At 47.1% G+C, this 17,742-nt stretch carries 9 protein-coding genes (1 of these 9 only partly in view); 3 read left to right on the top strand and 6 right to left on the bottom strand.

Annotation, left to right across the window (positions count from 1 at the left end; translation table 11 throughout):
- On the bottom strand, nt 1-1,870 hold the 5' portion of the coding sequence (locus GSQ66_RS15710; protein ID WP_162428334.1) for a tetratricopeptide repeat protein. The gene continues 341 nt to the left of window position 1, outside the view; the window shows 1,870 of its 2,211 coding nt (coding positions 1-1,870); its start codon is at nt 1,868-1,870; its stop codon lies off the left edge, out of view.
- Between the two features lie 8 nt (nt 1,871-1,878).
- Nucleotides 1,879-3,108 (bottom strand): NAD(P)-dependent oxidoreductase, encoded by a 1,230-nt coding sequence (locus GSQ66_RS15705; RefSeq protein WP_162428333.1) that lies wholly within the window; start codon nt 3,106-3,108, stop codon nt 1,879-1,881.
- Nucleotides 3,109-3,391: 283 nt separating this feature from the next.
- On the opposite strand from GSQ66_RS15705, the gene gcvP reads away from it, so the two are divergent.
- From gcvP to GSQ66_RS15690, 3 genes are all read left to right on the top strand, one after another.
- Nucleotides 3,392-6,310, top strand: a complete 2,919-nt coding sequence (gene gcvP, locus GSQ66_RS15700; protein ID WP_162428332.1) for an aminomethyl-transferring glycine dehydrogenase — start codon at nt 3,392-3,394, stop codon at nt 6,308-6,310.
- A 356-nt stretch (nt 6,311-6,666) separates the two neighbouring features.
- Nucleotides 6,667-7,032, top strand: a complete 366-nt coding sequence (locus GSQ66_RS15695) for a hypothetical protein (protein ID WP_162428331.1) — start codon at nt 6,667-6,669, stop codon at nt 7,030-7,032.
- A gap of 85 nt (nt 7,033-7,117) precedes the next feature.
- A complete protein-coding gene (locus tag GSQ66_RS15690; RefSeq protein ID WP_162428330.1) occupies nt 7,118-7,732 on the top strand; it encodes a DUF4136 domain-containing protein in 615 nt (204 codons plus the stop codon).
- A 2-nt stretch (nt 7,733-7,734) separates the two neighbouring features.
- On the opposite strand, the gene GSQ66_RS15685 is transcribed toward GSQ66_RS15690, so the two are convergent.
- The 4 genes from GSQ66_RS15685 to GSQ66_RS15670 form a co-directional block, all read right to left on the bottom strand.
- Nucleotides 7,735-10,008: a TonB-dependent receptor gene (locus tag GSQ66_RS15685; RefSeq protein WP_238395721.1), complete on the bottom strand. Its 2,274-nt coding sequence runs from the start codon at nt 10,006-10,008 to the stop codon at nt 7,735-7,737.
- Between the two features lie 166 nt (nt 10,009-10,174).
- Nucleotides 10,175-12,148, bottom strand: coding sequence for an OmpA family protein (locus GSQ66_RS15680; protein WP_238395720.1), 1,974 nt, complete (start codon nt 12,146-12,148; stop codon nt 10,175-10,177).
- A gap of 18 nt (nt 12,149-12,166) precedes the next feature.
- Nucleotides 12,167-13,102: a PorP/SprF family type IX secretion system membrane protein gene (locus tag GSQ66_RS15675; RefSeq protein WP_162428329.1), complete on the bottom strand. Its 936-nt coding sequence runs from the start codon at nt 13,100-13,102 to the stop codon at nt 12,167-12,169.
- A 38-nt stretch (nt 13,103-13,140) separates the two neighbouring features.
- Complete coding sequence (locus GSQ66_RS15670; RefSeq protein WP_162428328.1) at nt 13,141-16,347, bottom strand: ice-binding family protein; 3,207 nt, start codon at nt 16,345-16,347, stop codon at nt 13,141-13,143.
- Between the last annotated feature and the right edge of the window lie 1,395 nt (nt 16,348-17,742).

The raw sequence follows: 17,742 nt of genomic DNA, 5'->3' as shown, positions 1-17,742 counted from the left end.
TAGTTTCAGCTTTGTTTAGATTCTGGTTAGCATTTGCTAAATCACCTTTAGCCATACTTACAACACCTTTACCAACTATAGCTTTAGCGTGTAGCACTTTATTTTGTGCACCCCTCTGTCGCTCCAGCACCTTATTATATATTAGGTCAGCAGTGATATAGTCTTCCTGATAAATTTTGGTATTGGCTACTATTAACCAGTATGCATCGGATAAGGCGAGAGTAGGGTTTTCAAATTCTGAGGCAGCCTTTAGAGCTTTGTCTATAGTTGTCCTTACAGCAGCCTCGTCGTCGAGCTCTGCATATACACTTGCGAGCTGTACCCACACTTCCATTACTTTATTACTTTCACCCCATGCCGCTTTGTAACTATGCTCTACTGCCAGCAGTTTCTCTACAGCATTCTGGTAGTTACCTAACATTTCATCCAGTAAAGCTGCATCTTTCAACGTTTCGTGATATTCTACAGATGCTATACCATTTTCTTTCACGGTCAGAGCAAGTGCCTCTTTTATGTGTTGCTCTGCCAGATCAAATTTTCCTGATAGCAGAGAAGCTCTAAATAAGCCTTTTTCGGTCATGGCCTGCTCGTGGTAAGAAGCACGATCCAGCTTCCTGAAACCTTGCCTTGAACTTGTAAAAAGGGAGGTTGCTGCTTTATAGTTATTAAAGAGCAATTGCTGGTGCCCTTTGTAATGCTGAAATAAGTAATAGTCTTTGCTGCCTTGCTCAGTCATCGTAAACCCTTCTTTTAAGTATATTTCAGATTTGACCAGATCCGCTATGCGAAGTGTATTTACGATCAGATTTTTGAATAGCACAAGCAAACCCTCCTTATGCTTTTCAGGCAAAGTGTTCTGTTTTACTCCTTTAATTATAGTTTCCAAGACCTCTACAGCTTCCTGCCCGTAGCCTTGTGCTACCATATTATCACATAGCCCGATATACAAGTTAGCAAGATCCGCATCCAGCACCTTTTTCTCCTGACTATACTGCTTAATAGCTAAGGTGTAGAGTGAATCAGATTTAGCATAATCATACAAATAGGTATAACATTCGGCCATCCGCTTCCACGACCATACTTTCTCTGTATATAAAGAAGTGTCAGCAACTATCCATTGATCCAGAATACTATCTGCTTGAATATTTGCTTTTAGTGATGCCTCATAGTTTTTGACATCATAATCAGCTACAGCTTTGCAGGCGTAAGCCTTGTATTGTCTTTCTATAGTTCCGCTTATATCTCTAAGTAAATTTAACGAATCGCCTTGTTGCCACTCTAACCAAAGTTCTCCCTCTCGCCGGGCAATGCTTGCAGCCTCAATCGCATCATCGCAATTCCCATTTTCTAAATGTTCTACTGCTACATCACCTACATCATACATCCGGATATTATGAAGCAGAAATTTATTGTGAGGGTTAAGCTCCTTAATTACCAGGCGGTGAGCTTTTGTATAGAGTGGTACTGATATAAAGAACCCGGAAACTATAAGGAGAATTCCTGAGCGATAAAGTAACAGTTTTGTAATTGTCTGCTCCTGACCCTCCAATTTACGACGGTAACTATAGAAAAGGAGATACAGAAATAGGACTGCGTTGGGTGTACAAAAAGCCAGGGTATAGCGCCAGTCCTGATTTACTTTTATAGCAACCGGCAAGATGATCAAAACAAGTCCGAAAGCAAAACCAGCCAGTATAGCCAAGGGTACAGGTTCATGTTCAGCACGTAGTAACCAGTAACTACCAACTATATAGGTTAGTGCAAGCAGCCATAGTTTACTTGTAAGCAAGAACCCGCCTATATCAGCCAGCACTATTAGCGCAATTAGAGTCGCGACAAGTAAAAGAGCTACCTTCTCAAAAAATCTCAAAACTATAGTTAGTTTATTGCGCTTACTGCGCTATCCGCATACTCCTGCAGGTAACTATACTTTTCAGTAAGCTTTCCATCCTTAGCTATAGTTGCTCTTGCCAGCATACCTCCTTCATCGTTGTTAAAGAACTGCGGAAACACATAGTCTATAATATTACGGCCAAAATCGCGGGAGGCGTTGCGGGGCAGCTCGCAGGGCAGGTTATCAACGGCCATTACGGTTATATTGCTTTCCGAACTATAGGGTGCCTCTAACTCTCCTGTTGCCGGGTTATAGTCGTAAACCGGGTCTGGTATAGTGGTGGCGCGCCTGGTGGTCGGGATAGACCCATCCACATCACAGGTAATATCGGCTATAGTATCTATTTTGAAGTCGGGTTGGCGGGTGTCTTCTTCAGAAAACAGCTTAGGAGCTTGCGGATTCCAGTAGGCACAGGCCAGGAGCAGATCGGTTACGCGGGTAAATTTGCGGAAGGTGCTCTCGTACAGCTCCGGGTGGGTATAAAAATCAGGAGAGTCCCACACTTCCACATCAGGCCTTCTGTTATAGTCGCCGGAATGCAGCTGGGCATACACCGGCTCTGTGAACTGCTTATATAAATAGTCGAACACGCTCACCTTCCGGATCTGCATCATATCCAACACTTCCATAGCACCGCCAGCCACACGCCCGCCACCGGTTACTGCTATTTTAATAGGTGGCAACTTCACTTTAAAGAACTCTTCCTGCATGTCGTCCATGTCGTGGCAGAGGTAGGCAGGTTTCAGATCAAAGAGCTTATGTTTTTTCCCGTAAGTGAGAATGCCGTTATAAGCCCCAACGATGCCGGCGTACCGGCCAAAGGCAACTACACGGTGGCCATCCTTATCTGTCAGCAGTTCATAGTCTATTAATGTGATCTTTTTATCGAGTATAGCACGCAGCAGTTTGGCATTGTGCGGCTGCTTCTTTATCGTATGCGAAAAGAAGAAATAAGTCTTGTTCGGGATCAGTTGGTCTACAGGCACTTCTTTCACGCCCATCAGCACATCACAATTACTCAGGTCCTGCTGCAGCGGTATCCCCAGCTCTGCGTATTCTTCATCCGAAAAACATCTTACTTCGCTTGGCTGCACCAACACTTCAAGGCCAGGAAATTCCTGTGTAGCTTCCTCGCACTTTTTTGGTGTTAGCGGCACCCGCTTATCTACAGGCACCTTTCCTTCTTTAATAATACCTACTTTAACCTTGGTCATGTGCAGATTCCTGAATTGTTCTTAGATTTCTGATGTTTGAAACTATAGCCAAGCCCTCTGTAAGGCTAGCGCTAAACAAGACGCCGGATATTGTGTTTAACAGTTATACCTACACTATAATTATATATATAAGTAGCACCCGGCAAAGGCATTAAGTATTTGCCTTTCATGGTTCAATATAAAAACAAATACTGTTACTTTTGTAGAAAATCAAAGAAGGCCTGAAATCCTTAACTTTCTAAGAAATTAATTAACCCAATTTCCCAATCAATATTTCATCGTTATGATATTTAAAACCAAACCTGCAGACGTGTTTAAGGAGCGCCACAACGGCCCTGACAAAGAGCAGATGCAGGACATGCTGCAAACCATCGGGGTAGACTCGCTGGACCAGCTGATTGAGGAGACCGTACCGGCCGCCATCCGTTTAAAAAGACCTTTAAATCTGCCAGCAGCCCTGACGGAGACAGAGTTCCTGAACCAGTTCTCGCAGATCGCGAAGCAGAACAAAATATACAAGTCGTACATTGGCTTAGGCTATAATGATACGATTATGCCTCCGGTAATACTCCGTAATATTATGGAGAACCCGGGTTGGTATACAGCCTACACCCCTTACCAGGCCGAGATCGCACAGGGCCGCTTAGAGGCACTGATCAATTACCAGACCATGGTCATGGACCTGACAGGTATGGAGATCGCCAACGCATCGTTGCTGGATGAAGGTACTGCTGCCGCTGAGGCGATGGGAATGTTCTTTGCAAACCGCAAAGGCGCCCGTAAAAATGCCAACCGCTTCTTTGTATCAGAGCAGGTATTGCCACAAACTATAGATGTACTTACTTCGCGCGCTATACCAATCGGCATTGAGCTGGTTATTGGCGATCACCGTGAGGTTGACTTCTCTGACGAAACTTTATTTGGCGCCCTGGTACAGTACCCTGCTGCCGACGGTGCCATCTTCGACTATACAGACTTTATCGCGAAAGCACATGAGAACGAAGCATTTGTAGCTGTTGCTGCCGATATCCTTTCGCTTACCTTATTAACATCTCCGGGCGAGATGGGTGCTGATGCTGTAGTTGGTACTACCCAGCGTTTTGGCGTACCGATGGGCTTTGGTGGTCCGCACGCTGGTTACTTTGCTACAAAAGATGCCTTTAAGCGCGTTATCCCGGGCCGTATCATTGGTATTTCGGTAGATGCGGAAGGCAACAGAGCGTACCGCATGGCCCTGCAGACACGTGAGCAGCACATCCGCCGCGAAAAAGCTACTTCCAACATCTGTACGGCACAGGTATTATTAGCGGTTATCGCTGGCATGTATGCCGTTTACCACGGCCCGCGCCGCCTGAAGTATATCGGTTTAAATACCCACTCACTGGCTCAGCAACTGGAGAAAGGCCTGAAAGCACTGGGTTTTGAGCAGCAGAACGAGCAGTATTTCGATACGCTGAGAATCGCTGTTGAGAGCGCTGAACTGAGAGACGCTATCCGTACGGAGGCTGAGGCAGCTGGTATCAACTTCCGTTACTTCGGTGAGAACAACATCGGTATTTCACTTCATCAGAATACAAACCTGGCAGATGTAAAAGCTATAGTTGCCGTGTTTGCAAAAGTAGCCGGCAAGTCTGCGGATGTGTTAACTATAGATGCGTTGCCGGAAGAAACCGATGTAACATGGGCTGATAACCTGATCCGTAAGAGTGAGTACCTGACGCACGAAGTATTTAACAAGCACCACTCTGAGCACGAGATCCTGCGTTACATGAAGTACCTGGAGAACAAGGATATTTCTTTGGTTCACTCGATGATCTCCCTGGGTTCGTGTACCATGAAGCTGAACGCTACGGCCGAGATGATCCCGGTTACATGGCCGGAGATCGGGCAGCTGCACCCGTTTGCTCCTGCTGACCAGACAAAAGGTTATGCACAGATCTTTAAAGACCTGGAAGCATGGCTTTGCGAGATCACCCGTTTTGATGCGGTATCATTGCAGCCAAACTCAGGTGCACAGGGCGAGTACGCTGGCCTGATGGTTATCCGTGCTTACCACGAGTCACGTGGCGATCATCACCGTACCGTTGCGCTTATCCCATCTTCTGCACACGGCACTAACCCGGCATCTGCGGTAATGGCCGGCATGAAGGTAGTTATAGTTAAGTGCGACGAGAAAGGTAACATTGATGTAGCTGACCTGCGGGCGAAGGCTGAACAATATAAGAATGAACTGTCTTGCTTAATGGTGACGTACCCGTCTACACACGGTGTATATGAGGAGTCAATCGTTGAGATATGCCAGATCATACATGATAATGGTGGCCGTGTGTACATGGACGGCGCCAACATGAACGCCCAGGTAGGGTTAACGTCTCCGGCGCATATTGGTGCTGACGTTTGCCACCTGAACCTGCACAAGACCTTCTGTATCCCTCACGGTGGTGGTGGTCCTGGCATGGGCCCGATTGGTGTGGTAAAAGACCTGGCTCCGTTCCTGCCTGGCCACGCTGTAGTTGACCTTGGCCGTAAAGATGCGATTCATGCGGTTTCTGCTGCGCCTTGGGGTTCTGCTTCTATCCTGCCTATTTCTTACGCCTACATTGCCATGATGGGCCCTGATGGCCTGACAGAAGCTACGAAGTTTGCTATTCTGAATGCCAACTATATGAAAGCGCGTTTAGAGAAGCACTACCCGGTACTTTATGTAGGCTCTAAAGGCCGTTGCGCACACGAGATGATCCTGGATTGCCGTGAGTTCAAGAAGTTCGGTGTGGAGGTAGAAGACATTGCGAAGCGTTTGATGGACTATGGTTTCCATGCGCCGACCGTTTCGTTCCCGGTAGCGGGTACGCTGATGGTAGAACCAACGGAGTCTGAAGCACAGGAAGAACTGGACAGATTCTGCGACGTGATGATCTCGATCCGTGAAGAAATTCGTGAGATTGAAGCCGGCAAAGCGGACCAGAAGAACAACGTGCTGAAGAATGCGCCACACACCCTAAAAGTTGTGATGGTTGAGAACTGGGAAAGACCTTACGCTCGCGAAAAAGCAGTATTCCCGATGGCTTACTTGCGCGACAACAAAGTATGGCCAACTGTAAGCCGTATTGATAGCGCGTATGGCGACCGTAATTTGGTTTGCTCCTGCGCTCCGATCGAAGCTTATAATGAAGACGGAAATGAGATGGTAGCTATCGGCTAACCGAATTATCCTATAGTTTGAAAAAGCCTGGCCAATATGGCCAGGCTTTTTCTTTTACCGTTCCCTCTAAAAGTCATGATAAACTCCTGAATTTCATCGACAAACCACCACTTTTGTTAATAAACTGTACTTTTCCAACAAAAATCTAAATCCATAATCCGAATATTAAGTTTTTTTAAAAAAAATTTCAAAAAAATTCATTCCTGAAAAAGGCATTTAATTGCCTTGAACGCACTTTTGGCATTATCCCAATAAAACTATATGATTATTTTTTACATATTCTGCTTTTTGTATATATAAAATCCATAACTTTGCAACCGTTAAATCGTTAGAGTAGTCAAAAAACTATAAACAATATGAAAAAATCAGTATTACTAGTTGCTTTTGTTACGATTTTGGTAATTAGTTATACTTCTGCAACGGCACAAGTAGCTACAACAGGTAGCAGCTTAGCCCTACGGTTAGCACAAGGAGTTAACACTCCATCTGGTGCAGCCATGTTAACTTCCGGTGGTATAGTTGCTACAGCTGCCGCTAAAGTTCACGTTTCAGTTATTCCTGCTTTTGCTTTACCAACTGAAAGCGTTGCGACTCCGGTTGCTGCTCCGTTCTCGGTAGAAGCAACGGTAGCCAACGAAACTACGATGGCTGAAGAGCTGAATACTTTTATTGCACAGGAGCGTGCCCTTAAGCAGCGCAGCTGGTTTCGCAAGAAAAAGTAATTAACGCCTTAAGCTGCAGGCCTTTGTCAGCCATTGCTCCGGGTAGTGCGTATAGTAACATTATTCGCCACCAACCCTCACAGCAATGTACCACGCACCAAAAGTATGCTACTTTAAGCTGCGGCTGATACCGGCCTTATTCTTACTGCTGCTCACCAGTTGCACAGTTGGGCCGGACATAAACAGCAGCTACAACAGCGCATCAAACTTCAGAGTTTACCAGACCTTCGCCTGGCACAGTGCAGAGCTCCCTACCCCAACTATAGGAAGCGGCCCCGCCTACAACCCACTGCTGGATCAGCAGATAAAACAAGCTATTGAAAGTGAATTAGTAAAAGTAGGGATGCGGCCTGCAGAGGAATCTCCGGACCTGCTCATTGCCTATGATATTGCGTTGCCCGCTACTCAGAAACTGGAAGCGGACATGGCTTTTGCACCCGGCTTTGGTTACGGCTATAGTTACTGGTATGGCTACAGGTTCCGGTATAGTGTATCGGGGCTGCCGGCTTACAGAAGCGTACGTGACCTGCCACCTGGCACCTTACTAATAGACCTGGTTGAAGCCAGCACGAATAAGCTGGTATGGCGCGGCTGGTACGAAGCAGGAATAGACCCAACTGCCCTGGGCGGCTACGACCTGAACAAAGCAGTTGCTAATATTATGTCGCGGTACCCACCTGTACCGGAAAGCACGCAGTAGCCTTATTTAAAACTATAGTTCAGCCTGATTCCGCCAAAATAGTTACGGTCCGGGGCGGGCTGGTAGAAGCGGCCGCCAAAGGCATTCAGGTCATTTCCTAAGCTATACTTTTCGTCTGTCAGGTTATCAGCTCCGGCAAAAATATCCAGCTGCAGCTGTCCGGCTATAGTTGTTCGGTAACCGGCTTTTGCGCCCACCACTATAAACCTGTCGGCATAAACTGTATTCTCATCATTCAGCGGAAGCTCATCTGTATAGTTCGCTGTTGCGTTAAAATATAACCCTGGCTTTGTTGTGAGATCTAAACCGGCTGTGGCCGTGTGTGGCGCTACGCCTGTCAATTTATTGCCGCTAAAGTCATCTTCGTCCTGCTGATATTCTTTAAACCGGAAGTGGTTGTAGGTGTAGCTTGCCCAGATCTTAAACAGGCTTACTGCATTTGCAGGTTCATCCACTATGGTATAGTTTAGCGCGGTTTCTATGCCTTTCTGCGAAGTAGAGCCTACATTCCGGAAAACAGCCACGCTCGATACATCCTGCCGGCTAACTATAGTTTCTTTCAGCCTGAAGTAAAACCCGACCACATCAAAGCTCAGCCTGTTCTGCAAACTATAGCCGCGCACTCCCACTTCATAGTTTGTCCCTTTTTCCGCTTCCAGATCTTCGTTTAAGGTGCCATCCGAAGTCAGAATTTCTTCTTCGGTAGGTGGCGAGAAGCCGGAGCTTACACTGGCATGGGCTGAAATCCGGTCTGTTAATCTCTTAAGCAACGCAACTCTTGGCGAAAGCACGGCCTCAAAATCTTTGGTATAGTTTATTGTTGGTGTCTGGGCCAGTCGTATGATCTCGTATTGGGTATCGTTCAGGCTGAGGGCTGCGATAAAGATGAAATCAGATGGCAACTCCAGTTCTGTCTGGCTGAAGATGAAACCGGTTTTAGCTGTTACTTCATCGTCGGTGCGCAGGGCACCTACGGCGCCCCCGTTGTTGTCATAGGTCCGGGCCGCCTCAAAACCGCGCTGAAATTCGCCACCGAAAGTATAAGTTGCCGGTAATGTAGCTATAGTTGTTTTGTAGGTAAAGCTGCTGCGTCCGCCATATTCCTGGTTCGCGTTGCGTTCGTAGTCGGTGTTAAACGGATGGTCGCGGAAGCGGTGCAAACTATAGATGGCCGTTGAATTACTGAAGTTATCTGTGAAACGATAGTTTTGCTTCAGGCCGATGTTTATACTTTCCTGGTTCATGGCGGCTTGCTGCTTTACACTCCCGAACTCGCCGCCACGTGCCTGCCTTGGGTTCTGGTCGTACTGTTCTTTTGTGATGCCGCCGGGCAGTTCGTAATACAGATCAGAGTAAATAATATGTGAGGTTATCGTTTGCTTATCAGACACATAAAACTCCGGCGAGATGAGCAGTACTTTTCTATCGAAGGCAGATTGTTCGCGGTAACCATCGTATTGCTGATGCGTGTACTGTACCAGCACATTGCTTTTAGCTGATCCTGCGCTGGCTGTAGCGGCATACTTCCTGAACCCATACGACCCCATGGTTACGCCTGCTCCAATTGCTGTACCCAGCTGCGCACGCTTTGGCTCCAGCAGCACGGCACCACCTGTTCCCGCGCCATACACGCTGGCCGTTGGGCCTTTCAGAATTTCTATCGTTCCGATACTTGCTGCGTCTAATCCATTCAATGCCGAAGTACCGTTTGCTTCGCTTAGCGGGATGCCGTTAAAATATAGTTTCACATTCCGGATGCCGTAAGGCGAGCGCAGCGTACTACCCCGAACCGAAATGCGGTAGCTGGCCGGCGCACGTTCATCCATCCGCACACCCGGCACTGTGTTCACCGCCCTCACCAACGAACTTTCATCCGACCTTTGTATCACGTCACTATCAACTATACTGATGGCGCCAGCAGTTTGTAGTAAGGGTCGGTTAGTCTCAAAACCCTGCACCTGCACTTCTTTTAAAATATTCTGATGGGGCTGTAGTTCGGTATAGTAAACTATAGTTTGCCCATGTTGTATGGTGATGGTATCAGGCAAAAACCCAACATGCGAAACGATGATACTAGTGGCCTGCGCCGGAACTGTTAAACTATAGCTGCCATCTGTAGCGGTTTGCGTAGCCTGGCTGGTGTTGGCTCTGACTATAGCGCCTGGTATAGTTTGCTGGCTTTGTGCATTCCGGACGACACCTTTCACTATAGTTTGGGCCATAGTCGCCGGACAGATAACAAGCAGGATGAAGTTTAAAAGCAGAAGTATTTTCATGGAGTAGGTACAGAAACTCATTTCAGAACGTGCAACGGGGCACATTGTTTATAGTTAAACTATAGCTTGCCAACTATGGGCAACAAAAAAGCTCCGTCAGAACCTGCGGAGCCTTTCCAAACTATGAAAGCTAATGAGATTTTTATATCAATTCAATTGATGTTTCTTATTTTATCTTGAACTCGGTTCTGCGGTTCTGCTGGTGCTCCTCTTCCGAACACTCCACATTATCGCCGCAGCCGTTTACAAGTCGGGTTTTACCGTAGCCTTTCGCTGTCAGGCGACGTTGATCTATGCCTTTTGATACCAGGTAATCTACAGCAGCTTTAGCTCTGCGCTCAGAAAGCACCTGGTTATAGTTCTTGCTTTCGCGGCTGTCGGTGTGCGAGCTCATCTCTATTTTAATTTCCGGGTTGTTCTGAAGCACTGTTACCAGTTTGTCAAGTTCTAAAGCAGCATCCGGTCTGATGTCCCACTTATCCAGGTCGTAGTAAATGTTTTCCAGCACGATCACGCGGTCCAGCTCATTCTTATCGAACACCAGCGCCACTTGTATGGTATCGCCGGCTGTCTCCGGTATCTGGGTAACTGCCTGCTGGGTAAGGTAACCGTCTTTTGTGCCTAGCAGCGAGTAGTTAGCGCCTTTAAAGCCGTCCATAAAGTATTTCCCTTTTTCATCAGAGATAACCGTAGCAGAGTCAGTTTTATTCTCCTGCGAAATCACCACTTTCACCTGTGGCAGTGGCACTTCTATGTTCTTCTTTTTCTCGTTCTGCTTGCGCTCTAAGGTTGTAATGGCTAACACAACCGGCTTCTTCAGCACTTTAAAACTATAGATGTCTTCGGTGCCGTTGTCGGAGTCGCGGTTAGATGATAACATGCCGCTTTCGCCCGGCTCTGTAAACATAATGCCATAGTCGTTCTTTGGTGAGTTGATCGGGTTACCCATGTTGCGCACGCCAGCCCAGTTGCCGTGCTCGCCAAGGGCAGCAAAAATATCCAGGCCACCCATACCTGCATGCCCATCGGATGCAAAGTATAGTTTACCGTCGGCATCTACATACGGGAAGCTCTCTCGGCCCGGCGTGTTTATAGTTGCACCTGCGTTTACAGGCGTGCCCCAAGTGCCATCGGCCTGGCGGGTTGTATAAAAAATATCAGTGTCACCCAGGCTGCCGGGCATATCAGAGGCAAAGTAGAGGATCTGCCCATCAGCCGACAGCGCCGGATGACCTACTGAATACTCAGTAACATTATTGTAAGCAAATGGCTGAATGTTGCTCCAGTTGCCATCTGCCTTCTCAGCCGAAAATATTTCCAGCCGGTTAATGTGCTCCGGCTTCTCGGCCTCTTTTACCCAGCTGGTAGGGTCAGGGTTTACATTGCTGCGCTGGCGCACCATATGCGTTCTCGTAAAATATAGTACCTGGCCATCTTTTGCGGCCGACGCTGTTGCGTTATGGTACTGTGAGTTTACCACGTCCTGCAGGGCGGTGGGAGCTCCCCAGTTGCCTTGTGCATCGGGCTCAGCAGTAAAAAGTTGCAGGTAAGGGCGACCGGTCCAGCCATACACATCTGCTTTTGCATCAGCAGAAATTCCCCTGTCCGATGTAAAGATGATGCCTTTGCCAAACGGGGCCGGGCTGAAATCAGAAAAGCCACCAACATTTACGCCGGCCAATGCCTGTAATTCGGCAGTTGGTTCCTGCTGCATCCACTTTATAGTTTGATCAGTAGCTGCAATTAGCTTCTGTGCATTCTCAGCATTTTCAGGCATCGCTTCGCCCCATTTCATATACTCTTCCCTGGCTTCGGCATATTTGCCGTTGCTCCGAAGGGCTTCTGCATAATAAAAATGGTTCATAGGGTTGCTGCCCGGCAGTTGCACAGCTTTGGCATACCATTGCTCGGCCTGGTGCGTCTGGCGCGTCATGCGGTAAGCATCTGCAATACGCTGCGTGGTTTCGGCATTGGGTTCGCGCTTTGCTATAGCTGATTTATAGTTCTCCAGTGCCAGTGCATAGGCATAGTTATCAAAATGCTTGTTAGCCTTCCGGAGGTCTGATTGTGCCTGCGCCACCGAGCCAAAGCTCAGCATGGCTGCTACAACTAGATATAAGGATGTAGATTTATAGTTCATATGCTTTCAGGCTATAGATTAAAAGTATTGTGGTGTAAGCATTTTGGTATCTGTCTTTCTGAAGAAGTAATACCCCACCGATATTTCATGTGTGTTAAAAGAATCCAGGTCGTTGAGCATCTTATCGTAGGCATAACCCAACCGTAGCGACTTATGGATCTGCAGTTCCCCGATAAAGGCGATGGCCGTGCGGTTTTTTATGTTATTATTGTCCGGAGTCTCGTTAAACAGCTGCATGCTGGTGCGGTACGATCCGCCTAGCCATAACCTGTCGGCTAACAATACGAAGGCATTTAAGTCTACTGCTGTCGGGGCGTTAAAATCCTCTTTCACAAGCATGCTTGGCTTCAGCTTTACAAAAGGACCTACATCAAACACATAACCTGTTGTAAAGTAGTAATGGCGCTCCGGCTCAATGTTGTCCATATCCTTGTACTGCAGCAGGTCCGATGCCGAAAGGCCCGCATAAAAACGCTGCGTATGAAAGTAAGCGCCGATCTTGATATCCGGACGGATGTTGCTTTCTGAGCCAGCAGGGATAGAAGGGTCATTTTCAATGCCCAGTTCGTTACCATCTACTTTGGTTTGTACCAGGCCCGGCGCCAGGCCCAGGCTAAATACGCCCGTTTCGCTTACCGGCAACTTTACCGCAATGTTGGCATACGCCGATATGGCAGACTGCGCCCCGATCTGGTCGCGGGTTATTGCCAGGCCAAGCCCCAGTTTGTTGCTGGCCGAAATACCGTCTATGCTAAGCGCCTGTGTGGTTGGCGCTCCATCAATGCCTGTCCACTGCGAGCGGTGGAAGGCATTTACGTTGAGCACATTCTTGCTGCCAGTATACGCAGGGTTAATGCCCATACTGTTGAAGATGTATTGTGAGTACTGTGGGTTTTGCTGGGCGCTTGCCGAGAAGGCTAAAAGCAGGGCCAGCAGGGTATAAACTATTCTCATTTTCTTAAATGTTTTGTCCTTTTGAGTTGGCCTGATGCTTAGCGGAAGATGGTTACATAACCTGTAAACGCCTGCTCTTTACCGTCGCATTGCTTCACGATCACTTTATAGAAGTAAGTGCCTTGCTCCAGTCCTTTTCCGGTCCAGTCGTTCTGGTAGTTCTTCTGCTTGTAAACTTCCGTACCGTAGCGGTTAAAGATCATCACTTCGTTGCCGTTGTATTTCTCCAGGTTAGTGATCTTCCAGGCATCGTTTGTGCCGTCACCGTTCGGGCTGAAGGCTTTCGGGAAGTTCAGGTCACCGGTAACCAGCGACATATCCAGCGCGATCACAGATTCAGGGCTGCTGCAGCCGTTTGTATTAGCTACCACCTTTATGTCTCCTGTAACCTTTGCGTTATCCGCTTTCACTTTGATAGATGTTGTACCCTGGCCAGAGATGATCGTGCAGCCTGCAGGCACCGTCCAGGTATAGCTTGTAGCACCTTCTACTGCAGCAATGCTGTAAGAAAGGCCTTCGCAAAGCGAGCTGTTATCGGTTATCGGTCCTGCCGAAGTTGGCGGTGTGGTTATGCCAGCTGCAAATACGCCTGCATCGCTGTCGCCGCACGCATTGGTTATGATCACGGTTACCTGGCCGCCTGCATCGCCTGCCGTTACAGTAATGGTGTTTGTATTGTCGCCTGCTGTTATTGTCCAGCCGGTTGGCACTGTCCAGGCATAGTTGGTAGCACCTTCTACAGCTGTTACACTATACACATTGCCTGTGCTGCCTGCGCATGTTTCTGCCGGGCCTGTTATAGTTGGTGTGGCTGGTTTAACCGCTGGCGCTACTGCCATCGTTGCTGTTGCACCTTCACCGCAGCTGTTGCTTATCGTTACAGTTACATCGCCGGTTGCTTCGCCTACCGTTACTTCTATAGTTGGCGTGTGGTTTCCGCTTACTATCGTCCAACCCTGTGGTACTGTCCAGTTATAGTCTGTTGCACCATCAACAGGAGTTACACTATAGGTTAGCGGAGATCCGATACAGGCTCCGGCGCTGCCGGTTATAGTTGCTGCTGCCGGCACATCGCTGGCTGTTACCGTAAAGGTTGCTGCTTCGCTGCTTCCGCATTCGTTATCGGCAGTTACCGTTACGTTACCTGAAGTCGCGCCTGCTTTTACTGTTATCTTGGTTGTGTTCTTACCTGATGTGATTTCCCAGCCTGCTGGTACTGTCCAGGTATAGCCTGTGGCGCCAGCAACCGGAGAAATTTCATATGTCGGCGTGATATCACCAGCACATACTTCGCTTGTACCAGCCAGTGGTGTTGGTTTTTCAGGTAAAGGAAGTATAGTTATAGTTGTAGTAGCAGGATCGCTCTCAAAGCAGCTGTTCTTAACTTTTACAGAGATTGTTCCACCTGTTGCGCCTGCATCTATAGTTGCTGTGGCAGCACCTGGCTCACTTGTAAGTGTTATACCGCCGGTTACGCTCCATTCGTAGGTTACGCCTGCACCGGCACCAACTACAGTGTAGGTTAGTCCTTTTGAATTAGCACAAACCTGCGCCGGACCGCTTATAGTTACAACTGGTTTTGTTGTTACAACGATGTCTTTAACTACGGTATACTCATTTCCGCACAGGTCCTTAACTTTCACTTTCAGTGTACCACCAGTGTTGCCGGCTTTTACAGTTATAGTTGTAGCCGTTCTGGATACTTCTGTAAAGCCTGTAGGTAAGGTGTAATCGTAAGTCGCACCAAATACTTCTGTTATCTCAAATTTTATTTGTTCACCAGCGCAGAGGTTACCGTTGCCGGTTATAGTTAATGTCGGAGCATCGCAGGTAACATCTATTGTTTCTTCGTCGGTGTTATCGCCTGGCGTTGGGTCTGGTAGCGTAGGATTCATAATGGTAGCCACGTTCACAATTTTACCGGCAGCTACTATCTTGGCAACTATAGTCAGTGTTACACTTTCATCTTTGCCCAGCGTTCCTACTGCATAAATACCTGTAGTCGGATCGTAAGTACCTTTTGTTACGGTGTGGCTCTGGTATTGCAGGCCAACTGGCAGCACATCTGTTACCACTACATTTTCAGCCGCATAAGGCCCGCTGTTGCTGGCAACTATAGTATAAGTTACTGATCCGCCTACTTTATAAGGTGCGCCGCTTGCTGTCTTTGTAATGCTAAGGTTTGCAGCCGGCACCGGTACATCAATTGGTTCTTCTTCCGTGTTATCGCCTGGGTTCGGATCCGGGTCTCTGCTGACAACTGTAACGCCATTTCTGATATCACCTGATGCGGTTACTTTAAATACCAGCTTAAGGGTGGCCGTGCCTGTGTTTACAAGGGTCGGTATATTCCAGATATGGGTAGTCTCATTATAAGTACCATCTGAGATTGACTCAACACGCACGAACTCAAGTCCTGCCGGGATGTTCTCTTTTACTTGTACATCGGTAGCCGTACCAGGACCTTTATTAGTAGTTGTTATAGTATAAGTTACTTCTGAGCCTACTGTATAATTTCCTTCAGCCGCTTCTTTGGTAACGGCAAGGTCGGTAACTACTACGTTTGGCAGGAATACGTTATTTGAGGTCAGGTTAATCTGCCCTGTTAAAGACATTATCCTGCCAATGACTACCACGCCGGCATCCAGTGTTATATCTCCCTGCGCGAGTATCGTCCCCTGGAAACCAGTAGAACCTCCCAGGATTACATCACCTGTTACGACCCAGTAAATATTGCTTGGCTGCGCGCCGTTCATAGTCAGTACACCTGCCGCCGGAGCATCCGTAAGCAGGTTACCATCTATTATAAACACGAAAACGGAGTTAACATCTCCGTGGCCATCCACTGCAAGCACGCCTTTAAAACTGGCATCCCCTGAAATTTTGTAAGTACCAGGCCCTAAAGGCAAAGCACTTTCGCCCAGGTTCCCAGCTATGCTAGTAGTGGGGGTTCGGGCATACAAAGCGTTGTAGGCAACCAGGGCATCCTGAGCCGCATTAACAGCAGATGGTGTGTTTTTTTCAATTTTGCCGGATTTCACAACAAGCCCCGACTCTCCATTAATGGTGCTACCCGGGCTTACACCCACGTTTCCGGTAACGCCTGTCTGGCCGGTGTTGTTGATCTGAGAGGAAGCGAGCACTGCATAACTACTTGCATTGCCCAGTACATCTTGTGTCTGTCCATAGCTAAGGGTAATGCCGACAGATAAGATGGCACAAATCAGCAGTAAAATTTTATTCATATGGATATGTTGAAATGAAATATTATCGGAATCAGATATATATAGATTTGACTATACGTATTGAACAATTTCATTTACTTAAATTATCCGAATATGTTGTGCTAAATTCAAAAAATTATAGACTTATATATAAAGAAAGACATATATATAAAATAAATTATATTTTTACACAAATTACACAAAACTCAAAATTTATAACACACCATGCACTTGCGTTAAAATAAATATCAGAATCCTATAATTTACAGGGTCCTGAATTTGTGAAGAGGGCAGGAGAGGTAATGCAGATCAGAATATTTGTGTCTTGACAGAAGAGATAAAATTTTTTAAATATTTTGGTGAAGCTGGAATTTTATAGTTGACATTACCTCTTTCTCCTATCCTTACCTGGAGGGAGATTCTGTTGTTGCTATAGTTTGAGGCTGGAGTTCTATAGTTACTGTGTTACCCTTTATCCATTCCTTGTCTAAAGCGGGGAGCTTTGGGGCTACTTCTCTGTCTGTCATCCTGAAGGGATCCTGGCAGAAGTAAGATAAGACCTTTAGCTATAGTTTAGGTTGTAGTTCCATAGTTAAGGTTTTAACCCACCCCTGCCCCTCCCGAGAGGGGAATTTCTGTTGTAGTTATAGTTGGAGATATAGTTCTATAGTTTCCGTTTTACCCCTTCCCAGCCTTCCCCTTTAAAAGAGGGCCCCTACCCCCAAAACAGGGGAAGGAGCTTTCGAGCTTTCGCTATAGTTTGAGTTATAATTCTATAGTTGCTGTTTTAACCTGCCCCTCCCAGGAGGCAAATTTCTGTTGTTGTTATAGTTGGTTTTATAGTTTTATAGTTCCCGTTTGTCATCCCCCTTGCCCCCTTCAAAGGGGGACTTTTCTGCTACTGCTTGCCCAACTGTCATTTCGACGTAAGGAGAAATCTGAATTAGCTATAGTCTCCTCTGTAGTTCTATAGTTACAGACCAAGATCGGACAGGTCGCGACCTGTCCCTACGGAAATACAACCACGGTAAAGCGATGCAACTATAACTTCTCATAACTATAAAGCTAGCTATCGAAAGATCGCAGTCTTTGGGTTGAGCGCCTTTGCTTTGTTGCGGTGCCGTCAGGCAACCCGAGGCACGAGGGTAGCAAGAAAGCAGCAGCGCGATGCCCGAAGACGGGGCCTCCCGGCCGTGAGGGCACCAAAGCTAACTATAGAACAATAGGCATGTAGAGCTCCCAGGATTAGAAGTAACTATAGAAGAAAAGGCTTGGTTAAGGTTGTAGGGAATCAGACTATAGCATTCAGATTTCTCACTATAGGTTGAGATAGATTTCTCACTTCGTTCGAAATGACAAATAGTAAAGGACGCATAAGATTTCTCGACTGCGCTCGAAATGACAAAAGAAGAACTA

It is taken from the genome of Pontibacter pudoricolor (assembly GCF_010092985.1).
Taxonomy (GTDB): Bacteria; Bacteroidota; Bacteroidia; order Cytophagales; family Hymenobacteraceae; genus Pontibacter; species Pontibacter pudoricolor.
Note: the sequence above shows the minus strand (reverse complement) of the source record. Positions and strands in the feature narration are given on the sequence as shown.

What these genes read in the sequence shown, in the direction of transcription:
- GSQ66_RS15705 (WP_162428333.1), bottom strand. Translation starts at nt 3,108, where the DNA reads ATGACCAAGGTTAAAGTAGGTATTATTAAAGAAGGAAAGGTGCCTGTA.
- GSQ66_RS15680 (WP_238395720.1), bottom strand. Translation starts at nt 12,148, where the DNA reads ATGAACTATAAATCTACATCCTTATATCTAGTTGTAGCAGCCATGCTG.
- gcvP (WP_162428332.1), top strand. Translation starts at nt 3,392, where the DNA reads ATGATATTTAAAACCAAACCTGCAGACGTGTTTAAGGAGCGCCACAAC.
- GSQ66_RS15695 (WP_162428331.1), top strand. Translation starts at nt 6,667, where the DNA reads ATGAAAAAATCAGTATTACTAGTTGCTTTTGTTACGATTTTGGTAATT.
- GSQ66_RS15685 (WP_238395721.1), bottom strand. Translation starts at nt 10,008, where the DNA reads ATGAAAATACTTCTGCTTTTAAACTTCATCCTGCTTGTTATCTGTCCG.
- GSQ66_RS15670 (WP_162428328.1), bottom strand. Translation starts at nt 16,347, where the DNA reads ATGAATAAAATTTTACTGCTGATTTGTGCCATCTTATCTGTCGGCATT.
- GSQ66_RS15690 (WP_162428330.1), top strand. Translation starts at nt 7,118, where the DNA reads ATGTACCACGCACCAAAAGTATGCTACTTTAAGCTGCGGCTGATACCG.
- GSQ66_RS15675 (WP_162428329.1), bottom strand. Translation starts at nt 13,102, where the DNA reads ATGAGAATAGTTTATACCCTGCTGGCCCTGCTTTTAGCCTTCTCGGCA.